We start from the raw sequence: 22,656 nt of genomic DNA, 5'->3' as shown, positions 1-22,656 counted from the left end.
GCCAGAATGGATAAAAAAGCAATAAAGATTTTACTCAATACAATAAAAACTTCCCAGGACGAAAGTTTAAGCGACTGGTTTTATTGGGAAACCTATATGCAGTATATCTCCGAAGATGATTTTGAGTATGCAAAGAAGCAGTCGGTAATGTATGATCAGGAAGAGATAAGCCATGATGAAATTTGCCGTAGAATTAAAAAAGCCGTTGCTAATATTACGAAGCAGGACGTTGTGGATGCCTTTATTTACAGCCTGAGTACAAGACAATTGGAATACCGTTCATTCTTGTCCAGCTACTGTATTGCCCAAAGTCTGACTGAGCATAGCTTTACACCAAGCCCACAGCCTAATGAAGGTATCTGCGCAGTGTGTGGCATTCATATTTATGAATTTGAAGATCCTATCGAATTCAATACGATCAATTATTTCAAGTATAAAGATGGAGCCTGTTTTGATAATGTAATTCAGGTTTTATTTGATGTAGAACAGTTCCCAAAGCTTCCGGCTGTCAAACCCGATGAAAATGATTACCGGATACTCTATGAACTGAAAAAAATCATGGAGACAGCAGATCCAAGCGACAGAATTTCTCAACTCAAAAAGAAAATTTCTAAAACCTTCAAATCAAATGATGAAGAGCGATCAGGAGTCTTGGAAATTTTAGGAATCATTGGAATTTTACATGATGATAAGCATTTTGGATATGCAGATCGCTACATTACCTATCCTGAAAGAGAACACAGACCCATAAGAAATGATGATGTTGGTTACCCCGCGAGATGGTGGCAGGGAAAATTTGGGATTGATGATAAAAAGTGGGAGTACTGGTTTGGAAGCAAATAATAAGCTGTAGGTTGTACAGATACATATTTGAAAGCAAACTTTCAATATAAAAAACATTTTCAGAATTAATTCACAATAGTTTTTATTCTATCATCTTAAAAGTAGATTATGTTTGAAGAATTATTTATAAATTAGAGCGTTAAAATTCAAGCTGTTAATGCGATCTAAAAACTAATAAAAACTTCACCAAATCCAGATATAACCATGGCAGAATATTACGCGAAATCAAGCAATTCTTTATCTTTTGAAGTCACAAAAGAAGAGACATTAATTGGAAAACTTACTTATACAAGCTGGTTTAAATTTAATGCTGTCATTGAAATTGCAGAGGGTCAGAGCTATCAGGTAGAGCCGAAAGGTTTTTGGGGAACCACCATTGAACTGAAAGACCACGAAAGAGTACTTCTGAAATTCAGGATGAACTGGAATGGTGAAATTGTGGTACAGACTTATTTTGACGGCATAAAGAATGGTTACCTTTTTAAACACAGAGGGATTTTTAAAGAATCATTTGTCCTTACAGATCAGGAAGGGGTAGAGCTGATGATCATAAAGCCACATCTGAAGTGGACTTCCCTGAATTACGAATATCAGATCACAACTTCTGATGCTTTTGAAACCTTTCCGGAGAAAGAAATTGTGTTAATTAATGCTCTACACTGCGCCAATTACTATATGTCTATGATGGCTTCTGCTGTGATATAAAAAAAATTATCTTAGACTTCAACAGAAATAATTCCTAATTTTTATCAAATAGAGTATCTCAAAAGTTGAATTGTTCAACTTTTGTCATTCTGACGAAGGAAGAATCTCATTAATAATAAACTTGTTTAAACTTTTTTGAAACATTAAGATCGCATTAAGGTGTTTAGAGTATTAAGATAAGCTTCGCTTTAAGCTTGAAAATCAGTATGATTTATCTTAACTTAATTATGCTTTACTACTTAAATCCTTCTTAATGGTTTAAGAAATATCCAATATTTTTTGATAAGTTTAAACAATTCCAATGGGTGTTGTTATCAATAAGATAAATAATCTTTAGCTACTTATCCAAAGCCTTTGAAACTGCCAAACTGTCTTCCAGCAATCTATAGCGTATAATTTTATCGTTCTGAATACGCATCTGAATACAAAATAAAGATTCCACAATATGATCTGTTTCCAGCATCTTTGTAACAAATTCTCCTGTCATAACAACATTTTCATCATCGTTGAAAATATGGTCGATTTTTGCAGAAACTGGTTCTGTATTTCTCCATAATAATTCAAAAAAATCGCATACCTCCTGTTTATTGTTTCTTACTCCCAGCCAGGCCGCTTTTTGCTCATCTCCAGGGATATACCAGTCTATGGTATCAGAAAATAGGTTTGTTAATTCTGTCAGTTTTCTTTCCGAAAGAAATTGAAGAAAGTGCTGAATGGTCTCTTGGATATTGTTGTTCATTTCTGAAAATTATAATGAATAATGAGATTTATATAAAATCACATTAAGATAAGAAAAATTTAAACATGAATTATCGTATTGACCCTATATCACAAATTATTTAATGTTTTTTCCTTTCGTTAAACCCTTTATTGATGGGCTATTTCACAGGAGTGATTTTATGATTTGTGTCATGTTTTTATTTAGAATTAATAAAAATAAGATAATTTTGCGGGACTAACTTAATTATAAACATGAAAAAAACAATTATTTCTGCAGCTCTATTAGCCGTAACGATGCTGAGTGCCCAGGAAACGGATACCATTAAAGTGGCTGAAATCCAGTCCGTATCACTACAGGGAACTCATAATTACAGAACCAAAAAATCTGAATCCATCGCACGACTTCCTCTGGAAAATCTGGAAAACCCTACTGTTTACAATCTTGTTCCTAAAGAAATCATCAGTGAAATGGGAGCAATGGACTTCAATACAGCCATGGCCTCTGCTCCCGGAGTAGTAGTAAGCAACAGTGTGAACGACAGCGGGAATGATATTTTCATGAGAGGATTCAGCTCCAATGCCAGTTTTAGAAACGGACTGACCCAAAACCCAAGAGTACAGTCTGAAATTGCTAATATTGAAAGAGTAGAAGTAATTAAAGGACCATCCGGAACCTTATTCGGAGGAACTTTAGCCAACTATGGTGGAGTGGTAAATATTGTCACTAAAAAACCCCAGGAAAACTTCGGGGGAATTATCAATTATACCACCGGAAGCTGGGGAATGAACAGAATCACAGCAGATGTAAATACCCCTTTGAATAAGGAAAAAACAGCATTAGCAAGATTCAATGTAGCAGCCTATTCACAGGATTCTTTTCAGGATGCCGGCTACAACAAAGGATTGTTTTTTTCAGGAAGTATTTTATATAAAGTAAGCGATAAAACCACTGTGACGCTTGATACAGAATTCCACGCTCCGGATAAAACATTGAATGCGTATGTAAGAAACTCAGAAAAACTGACGCTGCACTCAATGAAAGACCTGGAAGTAGCCTATAAAAGAGCGTTTACAAGCAATGATATCGGTTCCAAAAGAACCAATTTTGTAACGATGGCTGAGGTTACGCATCAATTCAATGATCAATGGACTTCCAGAACATCTTACCAAAGAGGGGAAGCCAATGAGAATGAATCTATCTTTTTAGTCCTTCGATATTTGAATAACAATCAGGTAGAAAGAATGATCCGCCCTTTTGACAGCTTTAAAGTAACAACAGATAATATCCAGCAAAACTTTACAGGAGATTTTAAAATTGGAAACTTAAGAAACCGTTTGGTGGTGGGAATTGATTATTTCCAGCAAAGAACAAAATATCAGTTTCCTTATTATGAAGCCAACGGATACAGCAATGTGTTCATGCCTTATGACAAAGTGAATCTCGACAGCTCTTCAGCATGGGATCCTATCTCAAGAAATAAATTCATGAATAAAGAGAGAAAATCCACAGAATCTGATATTACAACCTTCAGAACAATCAGCGGTTATATCTCTGATGTTTTGAATATCACGGATAATTTGCTGGTAATGGCAAGTTTGAGAGTAGACAGCTATAAAAATGATGATACGGTTGTAAACGGTGTAGAAATCTCTACGAAAAACGGATATCCCGAAAATAAAGTTACGGGGTATAGCCAGACGCAGTTTTCACCAAAATTCGGATTGGTCTATGAAATTGTAAAAGATCAGATTTCATTTTTTGCCAATTATGTAAACGGATTTAAAAATTATGCTCCATCATTAAATGAAGTAGGTGTTTTAACAAAATGGGATCCTGAACAGGGAAATCAGATTGAAACAGGTTTTAAAGTAGATCTTTTCCATAAAAAATTACTGACAACCGTAAGTTATTATAATATTAATGTTAAAAACAGACTGGTTGCAGATCCAGGCGGAATAGGAAGTATTCAGGATGGTAATATTAAAAGCCAGGGACTGGAAATAGGAATTATTGCCAACCCTTTCAAAGGATGGAATATCGTTGCCGGATATGGTTATAATGACAATAAATATGATGACCGTAGCAAAGACAGCGGAAAAAGAATCGCATGGACACCAAAACATGTAGCGAATCTTTGGACAAGCTACAAAATTATGGAGGGTGCTTATGAAGGACTTGGCTTTGGGGCAGGGTTTAATTTCGTGGATAAAACCTATATCAATATTATTAATCATTTTCTTGCGCCTTCTTATACCACTGTTGGTGCAACAATTTTCTATGACAAGAAAAAGTACAGAATTGGTCTGAAAATGAATAATGCCCTGAATGAAACCTATTGGAACTTCTACGGACAACCCCAAAAGCCAAGAGAAATTCTTGCCAATTTTGCCTTCAAATTTTAATAAAAAACAAAAAATAATCTCAAATACAATATAAGGATGAAAACCGCAAGGGCGCAAAACTTTGATTTATAATACATACCTATTTCTGATGCTTTCAAATATGCTAAAGTAAATGGCAGCAGGAATAACTCTTTTCACTTTACAAACACGCCATTATAAATACAATTGCGCCCTTGCATTTTCTACACTTACATTTTTTGGAGAATGGAAACAGATATGGAAAATAAAAAAACTAATCCTAAAAAAAAACAAGGAAAATCCCTTACCAAGCGGGTCACCGGCTGGCTGCATCTCTGGCTCGGGCTGGTTTCCGGAATCATTGTGCTGACGGTTACTCTTTCAGGAACCGTATTTGTCTTTTGTGACGAAATTATTGATCTGTGCGGAGGAAGCGCCAAATATGTTCAGGCTCCGGCGAATACCAGAAAAATGACTCCCGAAGAATTACTGACCCAATTCCACCAGCAGGTTCCGGATAGAAAAGCATTCTATTTTGATACCTATAAAGAAGCGGACAGGAGCTTCAGAGTAGCATCAGCCACTAAACCGCCTAAAGATAAAAATGCTGACAAGGCAGAAAAGCCCAAAAAGAAAGGCCGTGGCCCAAGAGGGGTATTTGCGTATCATTATCTTGACCCTTACACAGGAAAAGTAATAGGTTCCACAAAAAGCTATGAATTTTTCTATATTGTAGCGCATATCCATGCCCAGCTGCTGGCAGGAAAGTTTGGAAAAACTGTGGTTGGAATTGCTTCTGTCATATTTTTTATCCAGTTAATTGGCGGATTGATTCTCTGGTGGCCTAAAAAATGGAACAAAACCACAAGAACGACAGCTTTTAAAATCAAATCAGGAACAAAATGGCGCAGGAAAAACTACGATTTTCATAATGTTTTTGGGTTTTATTCATTGCTGCCGGCTGTGTTTATTACCATTACAGGACTGATTATGGCGTATGAGGTTTTAACGAATCTTACCCAGCAGGCTTTTGGAGGCGCTGTTGATGCCCATAGTATTGCAGAAAAGTATGAACCTAAATTTAATACTGATAAAAAAGCATTATCATATACTGATTTTGTAGAGAAAAAATTTAAAGAGTTTCCTGAAGCAAAGCAATTCAGAATGAGTATTCCCAGAAATGATTCAGCAACAGTTTATCACGTGGGCATAGCTCAGTTTATTGGTTTAAAAAGCCTTGTCAATGGCAAAAGTATAGAAACGAATAAATATACCGGGAATGAGATAGATTATCCCAAAGAAGTTCAGATGCATGAAGTGATTGAGCATATGAATTTTGACCTGCATGTAGGCTATTGGGGCGGAATGTTCGGTAAAATATTCACATTCATTATCGGGATTATCTGTACCAGCCTCCCGATTACCGGATTCCTGATCTGGTGGGGAAGGAAGAATAAGTCCCCTAAAAAGAATAAAGAAATTAAAAATATTCATCAACACAGAAAAGATTCACACCATGAACAACTGGTTTAAAATTGTATACCTCCCATTATTTCTACTGTTTACGTTGGGGAAAGCCCAGGAAAAACTGACCATTGGAGAGAAGCAAAATTTATTTTCAAAAGTTTTAAATGAAAACAGAGAAATCTGGGTTCACCTGCCTAAAACGTATAATGACAACACCATCAGTCCTGCAAAATATCCGGTGATCTATCTTTTAGACGGAGAAATCAATTTCGAATATTACACAGGATTAACAGATTTTATTGCCCGAACTCCTTATGCTGATATTCCGGAATGTATTGTGGTAGGTATTAAAAATACAGAACGAACAAGAGACCTTACACCCACTAAAGCTCAGAAGAAAAGTCCTGTAAACCCCAACGTTATTCTTTTTGCAGACAGTGGAGGAAGTGAAAAATTTGTAAAATTTATACAGGAAGAACTGAAATCATTCATCCGTAAAAATTACAGAACGCAGGATTATTCTGTGTTGGTTGGACATTCTTTCGGAGGATTATTTGCCATTAATACATTTCTTACCAATCCCGATTATTTCAATGCTTATGTTGCCAATGATCCCAGCTTATGGTGGGATAATAAAGTAATGATTGCAAAAACAAAAGAATATCTGGAAAAGAATAAGAAATTCCCAGTCAAAAAATCTTTGTATGTTTCTCAGGCTGATAATGAAGAACAGCAGAAAAACTGGAATTCCGATATGACCCAGGCCATCGAAGAATTTAAAGGAATCATAGAAAAGAACGGATCTTTAAACTATAAACATAGTTTCTTCGAAGGTGAGACCCATGGAACCGTTTCCTATCCCGGAAATTATGAGGCTTTAAAATTCATATTTAAAGGATTCAGATCCGATATAAAACAGCTTGCTAAAAATCCAAAGTTGCTTGAAGATGATTATAAAAAGTTTTCCGAAAAAATGGGAACAGATTTTACTCCTTCTGAAAACTATTTGAATGTAGTGATCAGGTTTATGAAGAGCAATGGCTTCAAAGAATCTGAAACCTATTTTATCCATCTGAAAGACAGATATTATCCTAAGAAGTAATGAGCTGAACATAAAAAAACCAATCTGTTAACCAACAGACTGGATTTTTAGGTAGATGATAACTTTTTAAAGCCAATGGATTGTCGGTTAAAATAGAGATTGTCTCCAAGTGTCATTCTGAACGAAATGAAATGTAGTGAAGAATCTTATGTGTTTGTTATCAATAAGATTCTTCCTTCGTCAGAATGACAAAATCAAATAATTAGTTTTTTAATTGATGATAACTTTAAAAATTTTGGCTAAAGCCAATGGAATATTTATAAAAATAAAACGGGCTAAAGCCCGTTCCTATTTAATTTTTCTCGCAGATTTTGCTGATTGCGCAGATTTATTCTAAAAGCCTATCCACCCAGTTTGTCATTCCGTAAGAATCTATGCAGATTTTCTCCGAAAGCCTTTCCTAATGCCTGTTATCACAATTAATCGGGAAATCCTTCTCTTTTTTATCTAAAAAACTAATGGAAGGACAGCCAAACGACTGCGCAATGAATCCAAAAATAACCGGAGGTTTTCCTTTGAAAAGATGACCTGTAAATTGGAAAATATTGGCTTCATCAGCATCTATTCCATAAAGAGGTAGAAATTCTCCGCCATCACTTCCTGCAAGGCTGAATGTTTTCTCAGCAATCTTTTCTTTACGATCATTGATAACGGCCAGCTTACGTTCTACGGTATTTCCCTCTTCAAGATAATCCTGAAGATAGTAAGTTATATCTTCATACTGTGCCTGATAGGACTTTCCTGGAGCTAGCTTTGATGGACTAAAATATTTTTTAGAAATATCTGTATTTGCTTTTTGCCATTTTACAGCTTTCATTTTATTTTCTACAAAAGGATTTTTATTCCCGAAATAAGCGATGGCATTATTGTATCGGTCGTAGTCTGTTGTCTTTTGGTGAGTGGCAACCTGAAATCCCATCATATAAGAATCAGGATCCAAATCTTCACTATCACTATAAGGACTTAGGTAAGCCACTGCTTTTAACTTACTGACAGCCATTTTTTGCAGCTTGTTAGATCCATACTCATAAATATACAATGAGTCATTTTCCGTAAGATGAATTCCGTTCAGGAGTTTTTTTCTGCTGGGAGCATCCAGTTCAAAATGCTGGCGTTTTTCATACGTCATCTGCTTCTGGTTTTTAAGAATCGCAGCAGGAATAGGCTGCTCTCCTTTATAAACATCCGAAACAGAAATAAAAATATCCATATCAGAATCTTTTTCAGCTGATGAAATAATAGAAAGACTGAAAATATTAAAGTTGGTATAATCTATTTTCTCTTCAGTTTTTGTTGTTTTTACAGAATCAATCGTAGTTTTTGTTTCTGTGACAATGGCTTTCTTTTCTTCTTTCTGACAGCTCACTATAACCAGTTGAAAAAACAAAAGTGCTGCGGCAGTTTTGATCTTCATTATCTTTCTTGGCATTAAGGTGTTTATCATATTCTAATTCATTTTGTAATAAGGTTCCGAAAAGTATTTGCTGGGTTTTATATAAGCCATTTTTCTCTCTGCATCAAATATCCAGATGAATCTGCGGAGCATATCGGCACCGAGGTAGCTTACATTTTGTGTTTTTAGCTCTCCTGAGAAAAATCCTACAGAAACATCTTTAAAAACCTGATTTCCCAATTTAAAATAAGGAAGAACTGCCTGTTTGGTAATTAAGCTTTTCCCTTCAGAATTTTTCAAAGTTTTTTCTCCGGTTACTTTTAGTTTTTTGTCCAGTTTCTTTTCTTCTGCGAAGGTGTTGCTGTACAAAATTGTTCCTGAAAATCCGGATTGTAAGACAAAATAGGCCTCCTGCTGATGATCTCCATCAATGATATTGTCTCCGGCAAGGTAGAATCCATCATGATCTAAGATGATACTAATAGGCTGGAAACCGTTCAGGTCCGGCATTTTATCATACATCACAAATTGATTGTTGTCATAATCAATTTTAAAAGCTTTGCCTTCAAAAATTCCGGTCCCTATTTTTCCGTCAGCCTCATGACCTGTTAATTGGTTATCAAAAAAACGTACATTTTTCTGGGTAATTTTTCCAATTTCTACGGTATTATGATCACTTATTTCATCTTTATTGAAAATAATATGACCTGCTTTCAGCTTGTGTTCGGGAGAGATTGAATAATCCTTCATGGCAATCTGGAACATCAGATTCAGTGAATCTTTTTTGTTAACCAGAGTTTTAACAATGATATTATGATGTTTGGTGATCCGGAAAGGAATGGTCTGCTGTGCTTTCATTCCGGAAAATCCGATGGAAAGCAGCATGAAAAAGGCTGTTTTTTTGAGCATTATCAGTGATTAGTGTTTTAAAACTTTAAAATTACCTATTATCTTTGGAAAAGCAAATAATAAAATGAAATGGTTGAAAAATTACTTCAAAGCGGAATCCATTGGGAAAAGAACGAATTCAGGAGAAATGAATTTCTTAAGATTTCGGGGAGTACAGATACCTCTATTTATTATATTGAAAAAGGAAGTGTCCGGATTTTTATGATGGATGAAAATGAAGAAAGAATAATTCGTTTCGGATATACCGGAAATATTATGGTCTGCCTTGATTCATTTTTATCGGAAAAACCTTCGGATCTTTATATTCAGGCGATTAAAAAAACAATCGTAAAAATAGCCTCAAAAAAGGATTTTTATGAGTTTATACAATCGGATGATGAACATATGAAATTCTGGATCAGTATCCTTGAAGATCTGGTATTGCAGCAGCTGGAAAGAGAAAAAGATTTACTGATCAACGCTCCGGGAGAACGATTTGAGAGAATTTTGAAACGAAGTCCCAAGCTGTTTCAGGAAGTTCCCAATAAATATATTGCCAATTATCTGAGAATGTCTCCGGAAACTTTGTCCCGACTTAAAAAATCTTGAGTTCAGTCAAGATTTAAGAATAATCAGATCAGGATATTTGTATAAAAAATATAATGAAAATTTCAACCTCAGCATTATTGGATGAATTAAAAGGAAGAACCAGCCAGCATATTCAATATGCGCAAATGCTTATGCAAAAAACGGAAGAAGAGCTGAACTTCAGAGTCACAGAAAATACCTGGAGTACGTTGGAATGTCTGGAACATCTCAACCGATACGGAGACTTTTATATTCCTGAAATTACCAACAGAATAGCTGCCTCCAAAACTTCTCCGAAAACTATTTTCAAACCAGGAATTCTAGGAAATTATTTTGCGAAAAGTATGCTTCCCAAAGAGAAACTGAATAAGATGAAAACCCTTAAGGAAATGAATCCTATACACAGCCAGTTGAATAAGAATGTTGTGAATGAATTTATTCTCCAGCAACAGCAGTTCCTTGAATTATTAGAAAAAGCCCATAATGTTGATCTCCAAAAAACCAAAACCAGCATCAGTATTTCAAAGGATCAAACTGAAACTGGGGGATACTTTTCGTTTTGTTATCTATCACAACGCGAGGCATATGAGGGCAGATTCAGAAAATAGTCAGTTCATAATGTTGGAGTTATTTATGAACTTTTCATAGTTTTGCGGCGCTAAAAGCCTTTTATGAAAAAATATTTATTAGGAATTTTATTCTTCTCAATTCTATCATGCGGAAGTTCAGATGATTTAGACAATCAAACCCCCAATAACGATCTACCATTAATTAAAATTAAAACGCTTACTATTAAAGATGAAGAGCAGGTAAATGGTGTACTTTCCATGATTGAGAAACTAGATTTTAAATTTGAGTACGACAATGATAAATTGGTTAAGGTTTGGGATATTAATGGAAATTATACTGAAAATCTTAGCTATACCAACGGATTACTCACCTTAATTTCTATTGAAGGAAACACTTATCCCGGACTTGCTGATGCCTCTCCATTCAGCGAAAAAAGAAAGCTTATTTATGATAATAATCAAAGACTTATAAAGGTAGAAAATTTAGATCCAGGCTACGTAAATAATTACAGAACCTTTGAGTATCCCTCTGCAGATATCATTATTGTGAAAAACTATATTGATAGTTATTCCGGAGTACCATTCAATACAGACATGTTGAAAATCTTTATAAATAATAAGAATATAACAAAGATTGAAAGGTATGAAGAGGGAAATTTATCTAAGCTGAGAGATGTGATGACCTATGAATATGATCAGAATACAAATCCTGATTTTTTGATTGACAGAAACAGGATATTGGCACTACCTGAATATGCTTATAATGTTTTTATACTTCAGGATTACTCACAAATTTCAAGGAATAATGTAAGTAAAAAGATAAAGTATTATTTCGGTTCATTACCTGATAGTCCGAAAAAAGAATTTGAAATAGTTTCTCAATATCAAAATAATGATCTCCCTTTCACAATGTATTATCAGGAGAAGACCGGTAATATTTCAAATGATTATGTAAGAGTATCTGCTGTTTATGGATATTAAATTATTTTTTATATAAATTTAAACCTCGTAAGAAAGCTTATGAGGTTTTTTATTGTCATGAAATGGAAATACACCAAAAAAATATCTCAACTCCACTGGGAGAAATGATTGCCTGTGCTGTAGATCAGGGAATATGTCTGCTTGAATTCACAGACCGGAAGAATATTGATAAACAACTGAAGGCTTTGGCAAAGGTTCTGAAAGCTGAGATTGTAGAGAAAGAACATCTGCATTTCACACAGCTGGAAAAAGAACTGGAAGAATATTTTGAAGGAAAAAGAAGCCATTTTGAAACGCCTTTATGGACCACAGGAACTGAGTTTCAGGAAAAAGTATGGCAATTGCTCCGTGAAATTCCCATGGGAGAAATAAGAACGTATAAGCAGCAATCAGAAATATTAGGAAATCCGAAGGCGATACGTGCCGTAGGAACAGCCAACGGAATCAATAAAATTGCAATTTTAATTCCCTGTCATCGTGTAATAGGTTCTAATGGTGAATTGGTAGGCTATGCCGGTGGTATTTGGAGAAAGCAAAAGCTGCTGGAACTTGAAAAAGCAATTTTGTTTTAACCCCAAACTTCAGTTTTACATGATAATTTAAAAAATAGTTGTTCATTTTTCGGTTGTATAGAGCGCAATGATCTTTCTACTTTTGAATAAAAAAATTATGATTGGTTTTAAGCAATTACCTCATGGTAGAGAACCATTACTCTTTGGGAATGGAGAAAGTGCAAAAGTACATGAAAAGTTAGCCTGTTTTATGTACAGAGAGCTTGAAAAAACAAGTAAGACGATGACAACAGCAGGAAGATTTTCACCCCTTTTTATTGAATCATGGAACTCACAGAAAAAATAATGTACGAGGCATCTTATATGAAAGATGTTTCATTCGAGGGAATATTCTGGATGGGCGTAAAGACTACAGGGATATTCTGCAGGCCCACCTGTACGGCAAGGAAACCTAAATTTGAAAACGTAGAGTTTTTTTCCAATACTAAAGAGGCGATGTTGAAAGGCTATCGTCCGTGTAAAGTATGCAGACCTTTGGAAAACCTCAACGCAACTCCTTCCTATATCAAGGAATTACTGAAAGAAATTGCTGATGATCCCACCTTGAAGTTTAAAGATTATGATCTCGTAAAAAGAGGGTTGGAACCGGCAACAATCCGTAGATGGTTTCTGAAACACCATGGAATAACTTTTCATGCCTTTCAGAGGATGTCGAAACTCAATACTGCTTTTAAAAAACTTCAGCAGGGAGAATCAGTTACAGAAGTTGCATTTGATACAGGATATGAAAGTCTGAGTGGTTTTAATGAGAGTTTTAAAAATATTTTTGGGGTTTCTCCTAAAAAGAATAGCATGGAAAAAGTGATTGACCTGAAGAGAATTGAAACCATGCTGGGAACGATGATAGCCTGTGCTGATGAATCGGGAATCTGCCTTCTGGAATTTTCCGATAGAAAAGCGCTTCCTACAGAACTTAAAAGTATCTCAGAATATTGTAAAGCGAATATTATCCAGGGGGAAAATCCTCATTTTACTACGCTGGAAGAAGAACTCAAAGAATATTTTGAAGGAAAAAGAACTCAATTTACAGTTCCTCTTTCTTTGGTAGGAACGGCTTTCCAGAAAGAAGTCTGGAATATTCTCAGAGAAATTCCTTACGGAGCAACAAGAAGTTATCAGGAACAGGCTGATATCCTGGGAAACCCTAAGTCTGTAAGAGCGGTGGCAAATGCAAACGGGTTAAATAAAATTTCAATTTTAATTCCCTGTCACCGTGTGATCGGAAGTAATGGGCAGTTAACCGGATATGGAGGAGGAATCTGGAGAAAACAAAAGCTATTGGAGCTTGAAAAGGCTATTTTGTTTTAGAAATCTTCTCAAAAGAATTTGTGGCATAGATTTTATTCATTAGAATCCTATTTTACCATTTTATGACATCAAAAATTCCGATTATTTTAATTTTCTCAAGACTTATCATTGGGTTTGTTATTATTTCTTTAAGCCTTATTAAAGTAGAGTTTTATCAGACAATCGCTGTTGTTCTTTTATCTTTAGGATTATTAACCGATATTTTTGATGGAATTATCGCCAGACATCTTAATATTTCAACACAAAAACTCAGACGTCTGGATTCTACTGTTGATCAGATTTTTTTCATCTCAGTAGGCGTTGCCGCTTATATACAATGCCCTGATTTTTTCAAAACCAATGCTTCCAAAATAATCATTCTTGCAGGATCTGAAGCTCTTATTTATCTGGTAAGCTTTTTAAGATTCCGAAAAGAAGTAGCCACACACTCTATTGGAGCCAAGATCTGGACTTTATTACTTTTTGGAACACTGATTCAGGTTATTTTACAATGCCAGTCCATTGTTTTATTTAACCTTTGTTTCTGGGTTGGGCTCCTTACGAGAGCAGAAATTATAGCGATTCTTTTACTACTGAAAACATGGACCAATGATGTTCCTTCCGTTTATCATGCCATACTGCTTAGAAAGGGGAAAACGATTAAGAAAAATAAATTGTTCAATGGTTAATCATTTACTTTTTACAAGAATTTAATTAAAAACATCTTCATAGAAAAATATCGGTAAAACAAAAATTAACGAAGTTTGTGAAAGCTATTTTGTTTTGATTTTTGTAATTTTAAGCAAAAATTTACACGTGAAAAATTTAATAATAGCAGTTTGCATTTCAGTTTCAGCATTCAGTTTTGCTCAGGATTATTCTGTGCCGGCAGCAAGTCCGCGTCAGAAGGTTGAGCAGCAGTTTTCAATGTCTAAGATCTCTATCGACTATGGAAGACCGGGAGTGAAAGGGCGTAAGATTTTCGGAGAATTGGTTCCTTATGGCCAGGTTTGGAGAGCAGGAGCTAACTCATCAACAAAAATTACTTTCGGACAAGCCGTTAACTTCGGTGGAAAAACAGTACCTGCAGGAACCTACGGATTATTCATCGTTCCTACAGAAAAAGAATGGAAAGTAATCCTGAATAAAGACTTCCAGCAATGGGGTGCTTATACTTATGATCCTAAACAGGATGTAGTAGATGTTACTGTACCCGTTAATAAATTGACAGACAAACAGGAGTGGTTTGAAATTACCCTGAATCCTACAGACGAAAATACAGGAAACTTAGTCATCAAATGGGATATGGCTCAGGCAGAGGTTCCGTTGAAGCCATCAAAATTAGATACAGTGATCAAGATTTCTGACAAACTGAAAGAAATCAAGAAAATAGAATCAGATTCTTCTAAAAAGAGTTAAACAATGAATTTTTCTGTTCAGCCTGTTTTAGAGAACGAAGAATTTCAATTAATCCCCTTACAGCAAGGGGATTTTGAATCTTTATATGAAGTAGCTTCCGATCCTAAAGTTTGGGAACAACATCCGAACAAAGATCGTTATAAGAGAGAAGTTTTTGAAAACTTTTTTACAGGAGCTATGGAGAGTAGAGGAGCTTTCAAAATTATGGAGAAAGCTACCGGAAATGTATTAGGAAGCAGCCGTTATTATGACTTTGATGAAGAGGATAATCATATTTTCATCGGATATACTTTCTATGGAACAAACTCCTGGGGAAAAGGAATCAATCCTCAGGTTAAGAAGCTGATGCTGGATTATATTTTTCAGTTCGTAGACAAAGTTCATTTCCATATTGGAAAAGAGAATTTCCGTTCACAGACAGCTCTGGAAAGACTTGGAGGACAAAAGATTGCTGAAGAAGAAGTAGCGTATTTCGCAGAACCTTCAAGAACTAATTTTGTTTATGAAATTAAAAAAGATGACTGGGCATGAAGAAATATAAAATCCAACAATCTCCATTTGTAGTTCCCACTACAGACGGAAAGCTGATTGAAGAGCATTGGGGAAATTCTACCGGAAATTCTAATGTTTCCATCGCTCATATGGTAGCACCTCCGGATTGGAGCGAGCCTCATCAGACGCCTGAATTTGATGAATTCACTTATATCATTTCAGGAAAAAAGCAATTTGAAATTGATGGCGAAATTGTTGTTTTGGAAAAAGGACAGAGTATTCTTATTGAAAAGGGAGCAAGAATCCGTTACAGCAACCCATTTTCAGAACCTTGTGAATACCTTGCGATCTGTCTGCCTGCTTTCTCTATGGAGTTGGTAAACAGGGAAGAATAAGGAATAAATAAAATCAAAACATAAAAAGGCAAATCCGCAGTTCAGCGAATTTGCCTTTTTCTATTATTTTATTCTCTTAATAATCCGGAGAAACTCATCTTTTTTCCTCTGCGATACCTGTAATGAAGTTTCATCGCTCATAATAATATAGCCGCCGCGTCCTCTGATGTATTTTTCAACATGCTGAAGATTGATGAGGTGCTGATGATGAATACGGACAAAGCCTTGCTCTTTCAATGCTTCTTCAAAATAGGCTAATGTATGGGATATCATCATTTTCTTTCCTCCTTTGAAAAAAATAGAAGTATAATTGTCATCAGCCTGAAGACGTACAATATCAATGGTGTGAACATATACGAGACCTTCCAGGGTTGGCAGCGCAATTTTGCTCGGTTCTACAGGACTTTTAATGTGATGAAGCATAGCAGATAACTGCTGGATTTTGTTTTTATCTTCTAAAAGCCTGGCAACCCTGTTTACGGTAATGATCAGTTCGTGGATCACAATAGGTTTCAACAGATAATCTACTGCATGATGTTTAAAGGCCTGCACAGCATACTGATCATAAGCGGTCACAAATACAGTATAAAAATTACGGTCTGATATCTTTTCAAATAACTTAAATCCGTTTTCAACAGGCATGTTGACATCTAGAAAAACCAGTTCCGGAGACATTTCCCTGATAACTTCCACTGCTTCGTTCACCGAACCGGCTTCCCCGATGAGTTCAACGTCTGGACAATATTTGGATAGAAAACGAAGAAGAGTTTCGCGTGATTCCTGTTCATCATCTACAACGATAGACTTTATTCTGCTCATAGAAAAGGAGTGTTTTTAATGGTTATTTTTACAATAGTTCCCTGAACATCCGGATTTATACTCTTTTTATCCGTGATCTCTATAGAAATGGATGTTCCATACAGTTCGTTAATTGCGGAAATTCTGCCGGCAGTAATTTTCAGTCCCATGGATTTATAATCGTCCGGTCTGCTGTCAAATTCACGGGCTTTTTCAAATCCCACACCGTTGTCTTCCACAATGCATATGATGGAATCTTCACTTCTGCTACAGGAAATTTGCAGAATTCCCCCTGTTTTTAAATGTCTCAACCCATGACTGATGGAATTTTCAGTATAGGTTTGAAGAAGCATCGTCGGAATTTTTAACTGCTCCAATCCTGGTTCCACAGATATTTCATACGTGAAATGATTCTTAAAACGCATCTGTTCCAGTTCGATATACGTTTTCAGCATTGCCATTTCTTTCTCAATGGTGTTCCAGTGTTCTTTGGAGTGGGTAAGGGTTTTGCGGATCAGATCTGAAAAGGCTGCCATATAATAATTGGCATTCAATTCATCCTCTTTACCATAATAATTCTGAATAGCATTCAACACATTGAAGATAAAATGGGGGTTAATCTGAGCTCGGAGAGCCTGCATTTCCAGTTCAGCAATCATCTTTTTTCTTTCGGTTTTTTCAGCTTCCTTTTTGCGGATAATATTGATACGGTGCCTGTATATCACAATAATTAAAATCAGCAGCAGCAGGAATATTCCGCCCATAAACCAAAGTTCTTCCCAAAATGGTGGTTTTACAGCAATAGCCAGTACGGCAGGTGTTTTATTCCAAGTATTATTTTTTCCGGAAGCCCAGACGTTGAGCTGATAGTTTCCAGGTTTTAAAGCTCCCAGATTTAATGTGCTTTCTTCTGTAATTACGGTATCATTTTCTGCTCCGGACAGAAGATATTTATACTTAATGTCTTTTTCATCCAGATAAGAAATGGCGGTGTAAGAGATCTGAGCATTATTCTGGTTATATTTCAGGCTGATCTTTCGGGGATAGTACACAATGCTGTCTTTAAACGATGCTTTAAGGAAATACACTTTGTAAGGCTGGCTTTTGCTGACATGATCCTGATTGATCACGATAATACCATTGGATGTAGCGAGAAAAGCTTTTCCTTCTCCAAAGGTAATATTATTGATCATGTGGCTCGGAACTCCGTCAGCTGCCGAAAAATGATAAATAGAGTAGTGCATACAGTCATCAAAAGTGATTCTGGATAACCCTTTGTCTGTATTGATCCATAATCTTTCCTTTTCGTCTATATAAGCTTTTTCACAAATATTACTGATGAGTCCATTTGTAGTATTCAGCTTTATTACTTTTTGACCATCCCGAATAAAAATACCATCAGAATGAGTACTAACGACAAGCCTGCCTTTCAGAAAATTCAGTGAGGTGATGCGGTTTTTGCCTAAAGAATGATCCTGAATAAATTTTTTTAAAGATTGATTATAATAAAATAACCCCTGTATTGTACCCAGCCAATACACACCTTTTGCATCGATAGCCGTTGCCGGAGCTGCAATGGAAATCTTCAGTTCAGGCAACTGACTGAATTTTCCTTCTTTTAGATCATAAAGAAGATGATTTCTCGGTTTGGTTTCAGTCTGGCTTAGAAGGATGGTATTATTTCTGATGGCGGCCGATTTCTGAGAATATTCAAGAAGTTTTGTGTATTGATTTCCGTTTAGGCTGCATTGATATAAGCCTCTGTCTGTTCCGGCTAAGAAAATATGATCATCAATAGGTAAGATATACCGGAGTCTGTTCCATTGTCCGTCACCCAGCGTATATAATGGTTTGAAGCTGTTTTTTTCTCTTATCATAACAGCACTGTTGTTATATCCTGCCAGAAGTTTTCCTCCAGGCAGGTATTTTACTATTAAAACATTATTATCAATAAGTCCGTCTGCTGTAGTATACACTAGGGTCTTATTGGTGGGCTGCATATAAACACCCTCATTGGTAGGATACCAGCTATTGCCTTGTTTATCTATAAAACTGCTATAGCTTACAATGCCTTTCATGGCAATATACCGTGGATTTTGATTCGTACCTCCATCAGGATTGTATTCCAGAATTCCACTTGTGGTACAGATCCATATTTTACCATTTTTACCTATTGTAAGATCAAGGATATTGCTGGGCATTTCAATTTTTTTGACAACAGGTATATTTTCTTTAAATATCAAATCATAAAGAATATTATAGTATTTCGCATACAAATGGCCATTGAGATAAAAAAAAGGTTTTATGGCTTTTTCTTTAAATGTATAAACGAGGGTGAATCCCTGATGATTTTTCCTTATGATCCTTTTTGTAGAAATATAGTACTCATTCCCTTGGTCAGAGAAGTGCAGGTGCGGAGATTGTGCTGTACTGTCTTTTGGATTAGAAATGCTGTTTTTACCTATAATATATTTTTTATGCTGATCAGCGTATGGGCTCCATCTTGGAGCAATATCATAAAAACCGATTTTCCTTTTTTCCATGAGGCGGCATAGCTTGTCATTCTGTGCAGAATACACCTTTCCATTATATATATAGGTAGGGCTTCCGTTATAGGTGCTTACCCATAATCGCTGCCATTCATCTTCCCATGCCTGAAAAGTTTCATTATCCGGAAGTCCGTGATTGCTGGTGATGGTCTCAAAATGATGCCCGTCAAACCTTGAAATTCCCCAGCTGGTACAGAACCAGATAAACCCTTTACTGTCCTGATACACTGAATATACTGTATTGCTGGGTAATCCGTCACTTAAGCTATAGTGCCGGAGCTGTGGCTTCTGACTGTACATCAGCAGGCTATGAAACAACAGGAATAATATGAGGCGGTAATGATGCATAGTTTTCAGGCTAATATAGAAAATTCCCCAGAATGAGAAATGCTTCCAAATATCATATTTACAGCTTTTTTACGCATTCAAAATGACAAAATACTCGCCTGTGTTTTTATCCTGCTCACTTACTCATTGGTTCTTTTTTTTTACTTAAAAAGATTAATATAGCACAAAGTGACTAATAAAGAGTAGTTTACAAGAGAGGAAAACTCTATCGGTAACGATTTAGTAATGGTGCTTATTACATTCTTTTTCATTTGATTACCTTGTAAATCAATATTGCAAATATAAAAAATAAAGGGTAGAGTACATTGGCTCTTTACCCTTTATTTCGACTTACAAAGTTATTGCGGAGGTTGCTCATTTGTGTGCTCCTACAATTGCGCATTACCGTAATCCCAATAGTATGAGCCCTGCTTTAGTATAAGACATGGCAAGGTGTATATAGAATATGTACCCAAACAGAGAGATACAGAATGCTTTAGATATATGGCTTAAGCAAAGGCTGGTAGTTTGACCTATCCATGTACCAGGAACACTGAGCATAAAGCTATGGTGCTGTTTTATATCCATAATGACAGCCTTACTGAGTTAGAGTTTTTTTCAAGACATTAAAAACTCAGTCAATCAGGTCGCACAATAATTAAATCGAAACCTATTAAGATCGATTTACCCTACTGTTCAAGATCTGCCCTTAAAGAGGTCTACGTTTTTAATTGCTATGTTTTTAAGCCTAATCCGCCTAAATTCTCTTCTTTTATTTGAGTCGAAATTCGGTAGGAGAAATACCTGAGAGTCTCTTGAAAAATCGGCTGAATACCTGCACGTTTTCAAATCCGAGTTCGTACGCTATTTCAGAAATATCCCGTTTTGTATAATGCAGCAAGTTTTTAGCCTCTAACAGAATACGGTCATGGATAAGCTGAAGTGGTGATTTTTCATCAATCTTCTTAAAGGTATTGGTAATGGTCTTTGGTGATTTGTGTAATAAACCTGCATAGTAAGAGACGCTATGCTGCTCCTTAAAGTTTTGTTCAACCAGAAAATTGAATTCCCTTATTAAATTATGCTGACTATCGTCGATGAAAGACAAGGTACCTTGCATTTTGTATATTCTTGTGCACAGTATCAGGATGCGCTTGAGGACAATTTGCAGCATTTCAAGCTGCAATTCGTCTTTCATTTCTAATTCCATATCGGTTAGGTTCCAGGCATCATTCATTATCGCAAATTGCGGCTCCTGAACCGAAACAACCGGTATTTTTGCAGGTGTATAATACAATACACCTTTACAGCCGACTTCGCTATCATGGTTAATTATGCAATAGAATTCTGAATTGAACCGAAGCATTTTCATAGCGTTAATCTGCTCATATTGCACATGATGGTATTGAGAGAGACTAACAATCTGGTTGTTATTAAAAGTTTGGTGAATGCCATCGATGATCAATTTGTTTCCGTCAGATTGAAACCACAGTAGCTGCAGAGCCCCAGATACAATCGGCCTAAAGCTTCTGAAATTGTCACAATCTACATACTCCAACTCAAAGTATTCGTTCTGCTTTCCTTGATAGATCATATTAATATTCAATTTAAAGTACTTCTATATTATTATCAAAAATACATATAATCTCAAAACACAATTTAATTTAAAGCGAATCTTTAAATCAGATCAATAGTTAAAAGTTGTTTCTTCCTTTGAGTCATTCAATTTGATAGCTAACTCAGCGAGTCGGTTGCGTATCTGATCTGACAAAGTAAAGTTTCTATCTGCTCGCACCTTATTCCTAATTTCAATTAGTAATTTGATTGTCCCGTCGAGTTTTTCAGCGTAGCTGTCATACACACCCGATCTCATTTCCAATCCTAGTACGTCAAAAACAAAGGTTGAAATACCTTTATTGAAATGTTCCAGATCGGTTGCTGAAAGTATGGCAGTCTTGTCTTTCAGTTGATTAATATACGTAACGCCTTCAAAAAGGTGTGAGATAAGTATCGGCGTATTAAAATCGTCATCCAACGCCTCATAACATTTGGCTTCCCAACCAGCGATGTCGAGTGTCGATCTATTTCCAGGCTCAAGCTTCGATAAGCTATTTATCGCTTTCATCAGGCGGTCGTATCCTTTTTCAGCAGCCAGGATCGCCTCATTCGAAAAATCCATAATACTTCGATAATGCGTTTGTAACATAAAAAAACGCGTCACCGAAGCTGAAAACGCTTTGCTAAGAACAGGATTGTCGCCAGCCAAAATCTCATCTGGCAGAATATTATTTCCACTAGATTTGGACATTTTCTTTCCATTCAGCGTTAACATATTGGCATGCAGCCAGTAGTTAACCGGTGCATGGCCCGTGGAGGCTTCTCCCTGAGCTATTTCACATTCATGATGTGGAAATTTCAGATCCATACCTCCACCGTGGATGTCAAATCTTTGCCCAAGGTATTTTGTGCTCATTGTGGTACACTCCGTATGCCATCCCGGAAAACCATCGCTCCACGGCGAAGGCCAGCGCATTATATGGTGTGGATCAGCACGCTTCCATAGCGCAAAATCCTGTTCATTCCGTTTGTCAGACTGGCCGTGAAGTGGTCTGGAGTTATCAAGCGTGTGTATCAGGTCCCGATGGCTGAGCACACCATAATCGTAATCCTCACTATACTTTGCCACGTCGAAATATACCGATCCATTCGATTCGTAGGCATAGCCCTTATCTATGATGTTCTGTATGACATTGATTTGCTCAATCATGTGACCGGTCGCCGTTGGTTCAATGCTTGGCGGCAAAAGGTTGAATTTTTGGAGGATATCATGGAAATCAACGGTATAGCGTTGAACAATTTCCATTGGTTCAAGTTGTTCCAAACGCGCTCTTTTTGCAATTTTATCTTCACCGCTATCTGCATCATCAACCAGGTGTCCTACATCAGTGATATTACGCACATAACGGACTTTATAGCCTAAATGCAGAAGATAGCGATAGATGATATCGAACGAGAGTAATGTCCTTACATTACCAAGATGTACATTACTGTACACCGTCGGACCGCAGACATACATCCCAACGTGACCATCTTGAATCGGTGTGAATATTTCTTTTTCGTTCGAAAGTGAGTTATATATTTTCAGTGGATGATCTTTATATATAGTCATATTGAATATTCAAAAGTTGCAATGTTTTGAA

At 36.2% G+C, this 22,656-nt stretch carries 22 protein-coding genes; 15 read left to right on the top strand and 7 right to left on the bottom strand.

From position 1 onward, the window contains the following. Positions 1–6 precede the first annotated feature (6 nt). Entirely contained in the window at positions 7–843 is an 837-nt protein-coding gene (locus ACWPWS_RS08745) for a hypothetical protein (protein ID WP_454046205.1), read from the top strand. Positions 844–1,047: 204 nt separating this feature from the next. Continuing rightward, positions 1,048–1,548, top strand: a complete 501-nt coding sequence (locus ACWPWS_RS08740) for a hypothetical protein (protein ID WP_209785117.1) — start codon at positions 1,048–1,050, stop codon at positions 1,546–1,548. Positions 1,549–1,885: 337 nt separating this feature from the next. Here ACWPWS_RS08740 and ACWPWS_RS08735 read toward each other — a convergent pair whose 3' ends face one another. Further along, complete coding sequence (locus ACWPWS_RS08735) at positions 1,886–2,287, bottom strand: nuclear transport factor 2 family protein (protein ID WP_454046204.1); 402 nt, start codon at positions 2,285–2,287, stop codon at positions 1,886–1,888. A gap of 233 nt (positions 2,288–2,520) precedes the next feature. On the opposite strand from ACWPWS_RS08735, the gene ACWPWS_RS08730 reads away from it, so the two are divergent. The 3 genes from ACWPWS_RS08730 to ACWPWS_RS08720 all read left to right on the top strand — a co-directional run bounded on the left by ACWPWS_RS08730 (position 2,521) and on the right by ACWPWS_RS08720 (position 7,198). Continuing rightward, complete coding sequence (locus ACWPWS_RS08730; protein WP_454046203.1) at positions 2,521–4,671, top strand: TonB-dependent siderophore receptor; 2,151 nt, start codon at positions 2,521–2,523, stop codon at positions 4,669–4,671. Between the two features lie 216 nt (positions 4,672–4,887). Then, the gene (locus tag ACWPWS_RS08725) at positions 4,888–6,162 is read left to right on the top strand and encodes a PepSY-associated TM helix domain-containing protein (protein WP_454046202.1); all 1,275 of its coding nucleotides are present in this window, start codon (positions 4,888–4,890) and stop codon (positions 6,160–6,162) included. After that, entirely contained in the window at positions 6,146–7,198 is a 1,053-nt protein-coding gene (locus tag ACWPWS_RS08720; protein WP_454046201.1) for an alpha/beta hydrolase, read from the top strand. The genes ACWPWS_RS08725 and ACWPWS_RS08720 overlap by 17 nt, the downstream gene beginning before the upstream one ends. A gap of 400 nt (positions 7,199–7,598) precedes the next feature. On the opposite strand, the gene ACWPWS_RS08715 is transcribed toward ACWPWS_RS08720, so the two are convergent. Beyond that, a complete protein-coding gene (locus tag ACWPWS_RS08715) occupies positions 7,599–8,627 on the bottom strand; it encodes a hypothetical protein (RefSeq protein ID WP_454046200.1) in 1,029 nt (342 codons plus the stop codon). Positions 8,628–8,645: 18 nt separating this feature from the next. Then, the gene (locus tag ACWPWS_RS08710) at positions 8,646–9,500 is read right to left on the bottom strand and encodes a hypothetical protein (protein ID WP_454046199.1); all 855 of its coding nucleotides are present in this window, start codon (positions 9,498–9,500) and stop codon (positions 8,646–8,648) included. Between the two features lie 69 nt (positions 9,501–9,569). Here ACWPWS_RS08710 and ACWPWS_RS08705 point away from each other — a divergent pair, with 69 nt between their 5' ends. From ACWPWS_RS08705 to ACWPWS_RS08660, 10 genes are all read left to right on the top strand, one after another. Beyond that, positions 9,570–10,088 (top strand): Crp/Fnr family transcriptional regulator, encoded by a 519-nt coding sequence (locus ACWPWS_RS08705; RefSeq protein WP_454046198.1) that lies wholly within the window; start codon positions 9,570–9,572, stop codon positions 10,086–10,088. Between the two features lie 53 nt (positions 10,089–10,141). Beyond that, positions 10,142–10,675 carry a DinB family protein gene (locus tag ACWPWS_RS08700; RefSeq protein WP_454046197.1) on the top strand — a complete coding sequence of 178 codons (534 nt, stop codon included), beginning with the start codon at positions 10,142–10,144 and terminating at the stop codon, positions 10,673–10,675. A 63-nt stretch (positions 10,676–10,738) separates the two neighbouring features. Next, positions 10,739–11,617, top strand: a complete 879-nt coding sequence (locus ACWPWS_RS08695; protein ID WP_454046196.1) for a hypothetical protein — start codon at positions 10,739–10,741, stop codon at positions 11,615–11,617. 62 nt (positions 11,618–11,679) lie between these two features. Then, complete coding sequence (locus ACWPWS_RS08690) at positions 11,680–12,189, top strand: methylated-DNA--[protein]-cysteine S-methyltransferase (protein ID WP_454046195.1); 510 nt, start codon at positions 11,680–11,682, stop codon at positions 12,187–12,189. A 97-nt stretch (positions 12,190–12,286) separates the two neighbouring features. Then, entirely contained in the window at positions 12,287–12,475 is a 189-nt protein-coding gene (locus tag ACWPWS_RS08685) for a hypothetical protein (RefSeq protein WP_454046194.1), read from the top strand. Next, the gene (locus tag ACWPWS_RS08680; RefSeq protein ID WP_454046193.1) at positions 12,454–13,497 is read left to right on the top strand and encodes a bifunctional transcriptional activator/DNA repair enzyme AdaA; all 1,044 of its coding nucleotides are present in this window, start codon (positions 12,454–12,456) and stop codon (positions 13,495–13,497) included. Before ACWPWS_RS08685 ends, ACWPWS_RS08680 begins: the two co-directional genes overlap by 22 nt. A 62-nt stretch (positions 13,498–13,559) precedes the next feature. Continuing rightward, complete coding sequence (locus ACWPWS_RS08675; RefSeq protein WP_454046192.1) at positions 13,560–14,165, top strand: CDP-alcohol phosphatidyltransferase family protein; 606 nt, start codon at positions 13,560–13,562, stop codon at positions 14,163–14,165. 127 nt (positions 14,166–14,292) lie between these two features. Beyond that, on the top strand, positions 14,293–14,895 hold the full coding sequence (locus ACWPWS_RS08670) for a DUF2911 domain-containing protein (protein WP_105683501.1): 603 nt from the start codon (positions 14,293–14,295) through the stop codon (positions 14,893–14,895). 3 nt (positions 14,896–14,898) lie between these two features. After that, a complete protein-coding gene (locus tag ACWPWS_RS08665; RefSeq protein WP_209785103.1) occupies positions 14,899–15,426 on the top strand; it encodes a GNAT family N-acetyltransferase in 528 nt (175 codons plus the stop codon). After that, the gene (locus tag ACWPWS_RS08660; RefSeq protein WP_309511362.1) at positions 15,423–15,782 is read left to right on the top strand and encodes a cupin domain-containing protein; all 360 of its coding nucleotides are present in this window, start codon (positions 15,423–15,425) and stop codon (positions 15,780–15,782) included. The genes ACWPWS_RS08665 and ACWPWS_RS08660 overlap by 4 nt, the downstream gene beginning before the upstream one ends. A gap of 63 nt (positions 15,783–15,845) precedes the next feature. Here ACWPWS_RS08660 and ACWPWS_RS08655 read toward each other — a convergent pair whose 3' ends face one another. From ACWPWS_RS08655 to cysS, 4 genes are all read right to left on the bottom strand, one after another. Continuing rightward, a complete protein-coding gene (locus ACWPWS_RS08655) occupies positions 15,846–16,601 on the bottom strand; it encodes a LytR/AlgR family response regulator transcription factor (RefSeq protein ID WP_454046191.1) in 756 nt (251 codons plus the stop codon). Beyond that, entirely contained in the window at positions 16,598–19,477 is a 2,880-nt protein-coding gene (locus tag ACWPWS_RS08650; RefSeq protein ID WP_454046190.1) for a histidine kinase, read from the bottom strand. Before ACWPWS_RS08650 ends, ACWPWS_RS08655 begins: the two co-directional genes overlap by 4 nt. 751 nt (positions 19,478–20,228) lie before the next feature. Continuing rightward, entirely contained in the window at positions 20,229–21,050 is an 822-nt protein-coding gene (locus ACWPWS_RS08645) for a helix-turn-helix domain-containing protein (protein ID WP_072996003.1), read from the bottom strand. A gap of 93 nt (positions 21,051–21,143) precedes the next feature. Beyond that, the gene (gene cysS / locus ACWPWS_RS08640) at positions 21,144–22,625 is read right to left on the bottom strand and encodes a cysteine--tRNA ligase (protein WP_454046189.1); all 1,482 of its coding nucleotides are present in this window, start codon (positions 22,623–22,625) and stop codon (positions 21,144–21,146) included. Positions 22,626–22,656 lie beyond the last annotated feature (31 nt).

Source organism: Chryseobacterium sp. Marseille-Q8038, assembly GCF_965111995.1.
This window is presented reverse-complemented; position numbering and strand designations above follow the sequence as displayed.

Coding starts and splice junctions, on each gene's coding strand:
- ACWPWS_RS08745 (WP_454046205.1), top strand. CDS start 7: ATGGATAAAAAAGCAATAAAGATTTTACTCAATACAATAAAAACTTCC.
- ACWPWS_RS08740 (WP_209785117.1), top strand. CDS start 1,048: ATGGCAGAATATTACGCGAAATCAAGCAATTCTTTATCTTTTGAAGTC.
- ACWPWS_RS08735 (WP_454046204.1), bottom strand. CDS start 2,287: ATGAACAACAATATCCAAGAGACCATTCAGCACTTTCTTCAATTTCTT.
- ACWPWS_RS08730 (WP_454046203.1), top strand. CDS start 2,521: ATGAAAAAAACAATTATTTCTGCAGCTCTATTAGCCGTAACGATGCTG.
- ACWPWS_RS08725 (WP_454046202.1), top strand. CDS start 4,888: ATGGAAAATAAAAAAACTAATCCTAAAAAAAAACAAGGAAAATCCCTT.
- ACWPWS_RS08720 (WP_454046201.1), top strand. CDS start 6,146: ATGAACAACTGGTTTAAAATTGTATACCTCCCATTATTTCTACTGTTT.
- ACWPWS_RS08715 (WP_454046200.1), bottom strand. CDS start 8,627: ATGCCAAGAAAGATAATGAAGATCAAAACTGCCGCAGCACTTTTGTTT.
- ACWPWS_RS08710 (WP_454046199.1), bottom strand. CDS start 9,500: ATGCTCAAAAAAACAGCCTTTTTCATGCTGCTTTCCATCGGATTTTCC.
- ACWPWS_RS08705 (WP_454046198.1), top strand. CDS start 9,570: ATGGTTGAAAAATTACTTCAAAGCGGAATCCATTGGGAAAAGAACGAA.
- ACWPWS_RS08700 (WP_454046197.1), top strand. CDS start 10,142: ATGAAAATTTCAACCTCAGCATTATTGGATGAATTAAAAGGAAGAACC.
- ACWPWS_RS08695 (WP_454046196.1), top strand. CDS start 10,739: ATGAAAAAATATTTATTAGGAATTTTATTCTTCTCAATTCTATCATGC.
- ACWPWS_RS08690 (WP_454046195.1), top strand. CDS start 11,680: ATGGAAATACACCAAAAAAATATCTCAACTCCACTGGGAGAAATGATT.
- ACWPWS_RS08685 (WP_454046194.1), top strand. CDS start 12,287: ATGATTGGTTTTAAGCAATTACCTCATGGTAGAGAACCATTACTCTTT.
- ACWPWS_RS08680 (WP_454046193.1), top strand. CDS start 12,454: ATGGAACTCACAGAAAAAATAATGTACGAGGCATCTTATATGAAAGAT.
- ACWPWS_RS08675 (WP_454046192.1), top strand. CDS start 13,560: ATGACATCAAAAATTCCGATTATTTTAATTTTCTCAAGACTTATCATT.
- ACWPWS_RS08665 (WP_209785103.1), top strand. CDS start 14,899: ATGAATTTTTCTGTTCAGCCTGTTTTAGAGAACGAAGAATTTCAATTA.
- ACWPWS_RS08660 (WP_309511362.1), top strand. CDS start 15,423: ATGAAGAAATATAAAATCCAACAATCTCCATTTGTAGTTCCCACTACA.
- ACWPWS_RS08655 (WP_454046191.1), bottom strand. CDS start 16,601: ATGAGCAGAATAAAGTCTATCGTTGTAGATGATGAACAGGAATCACGC.
- ACWPWS_RS08650 (WP_454046190.1), bottom strand. CDS start 19,477: ATGCATCATTACCGCCTCATATTATTCCTGTTGTTTCATAGCCTGCTG.
- ACWPWS_RS08645 (WP_072996003.1), bottom strand. CDS start 21,050: ATGATCTATCAAGGAAAGCAGAACGAATACTTTGAGTTGGAGTATGTA.
- cysS (WP_454046189.1), bottom strand. CDS start 22,625: ATGACTATATATAAAGATCATCCACTGAAAATATATAACTCACTTTCG.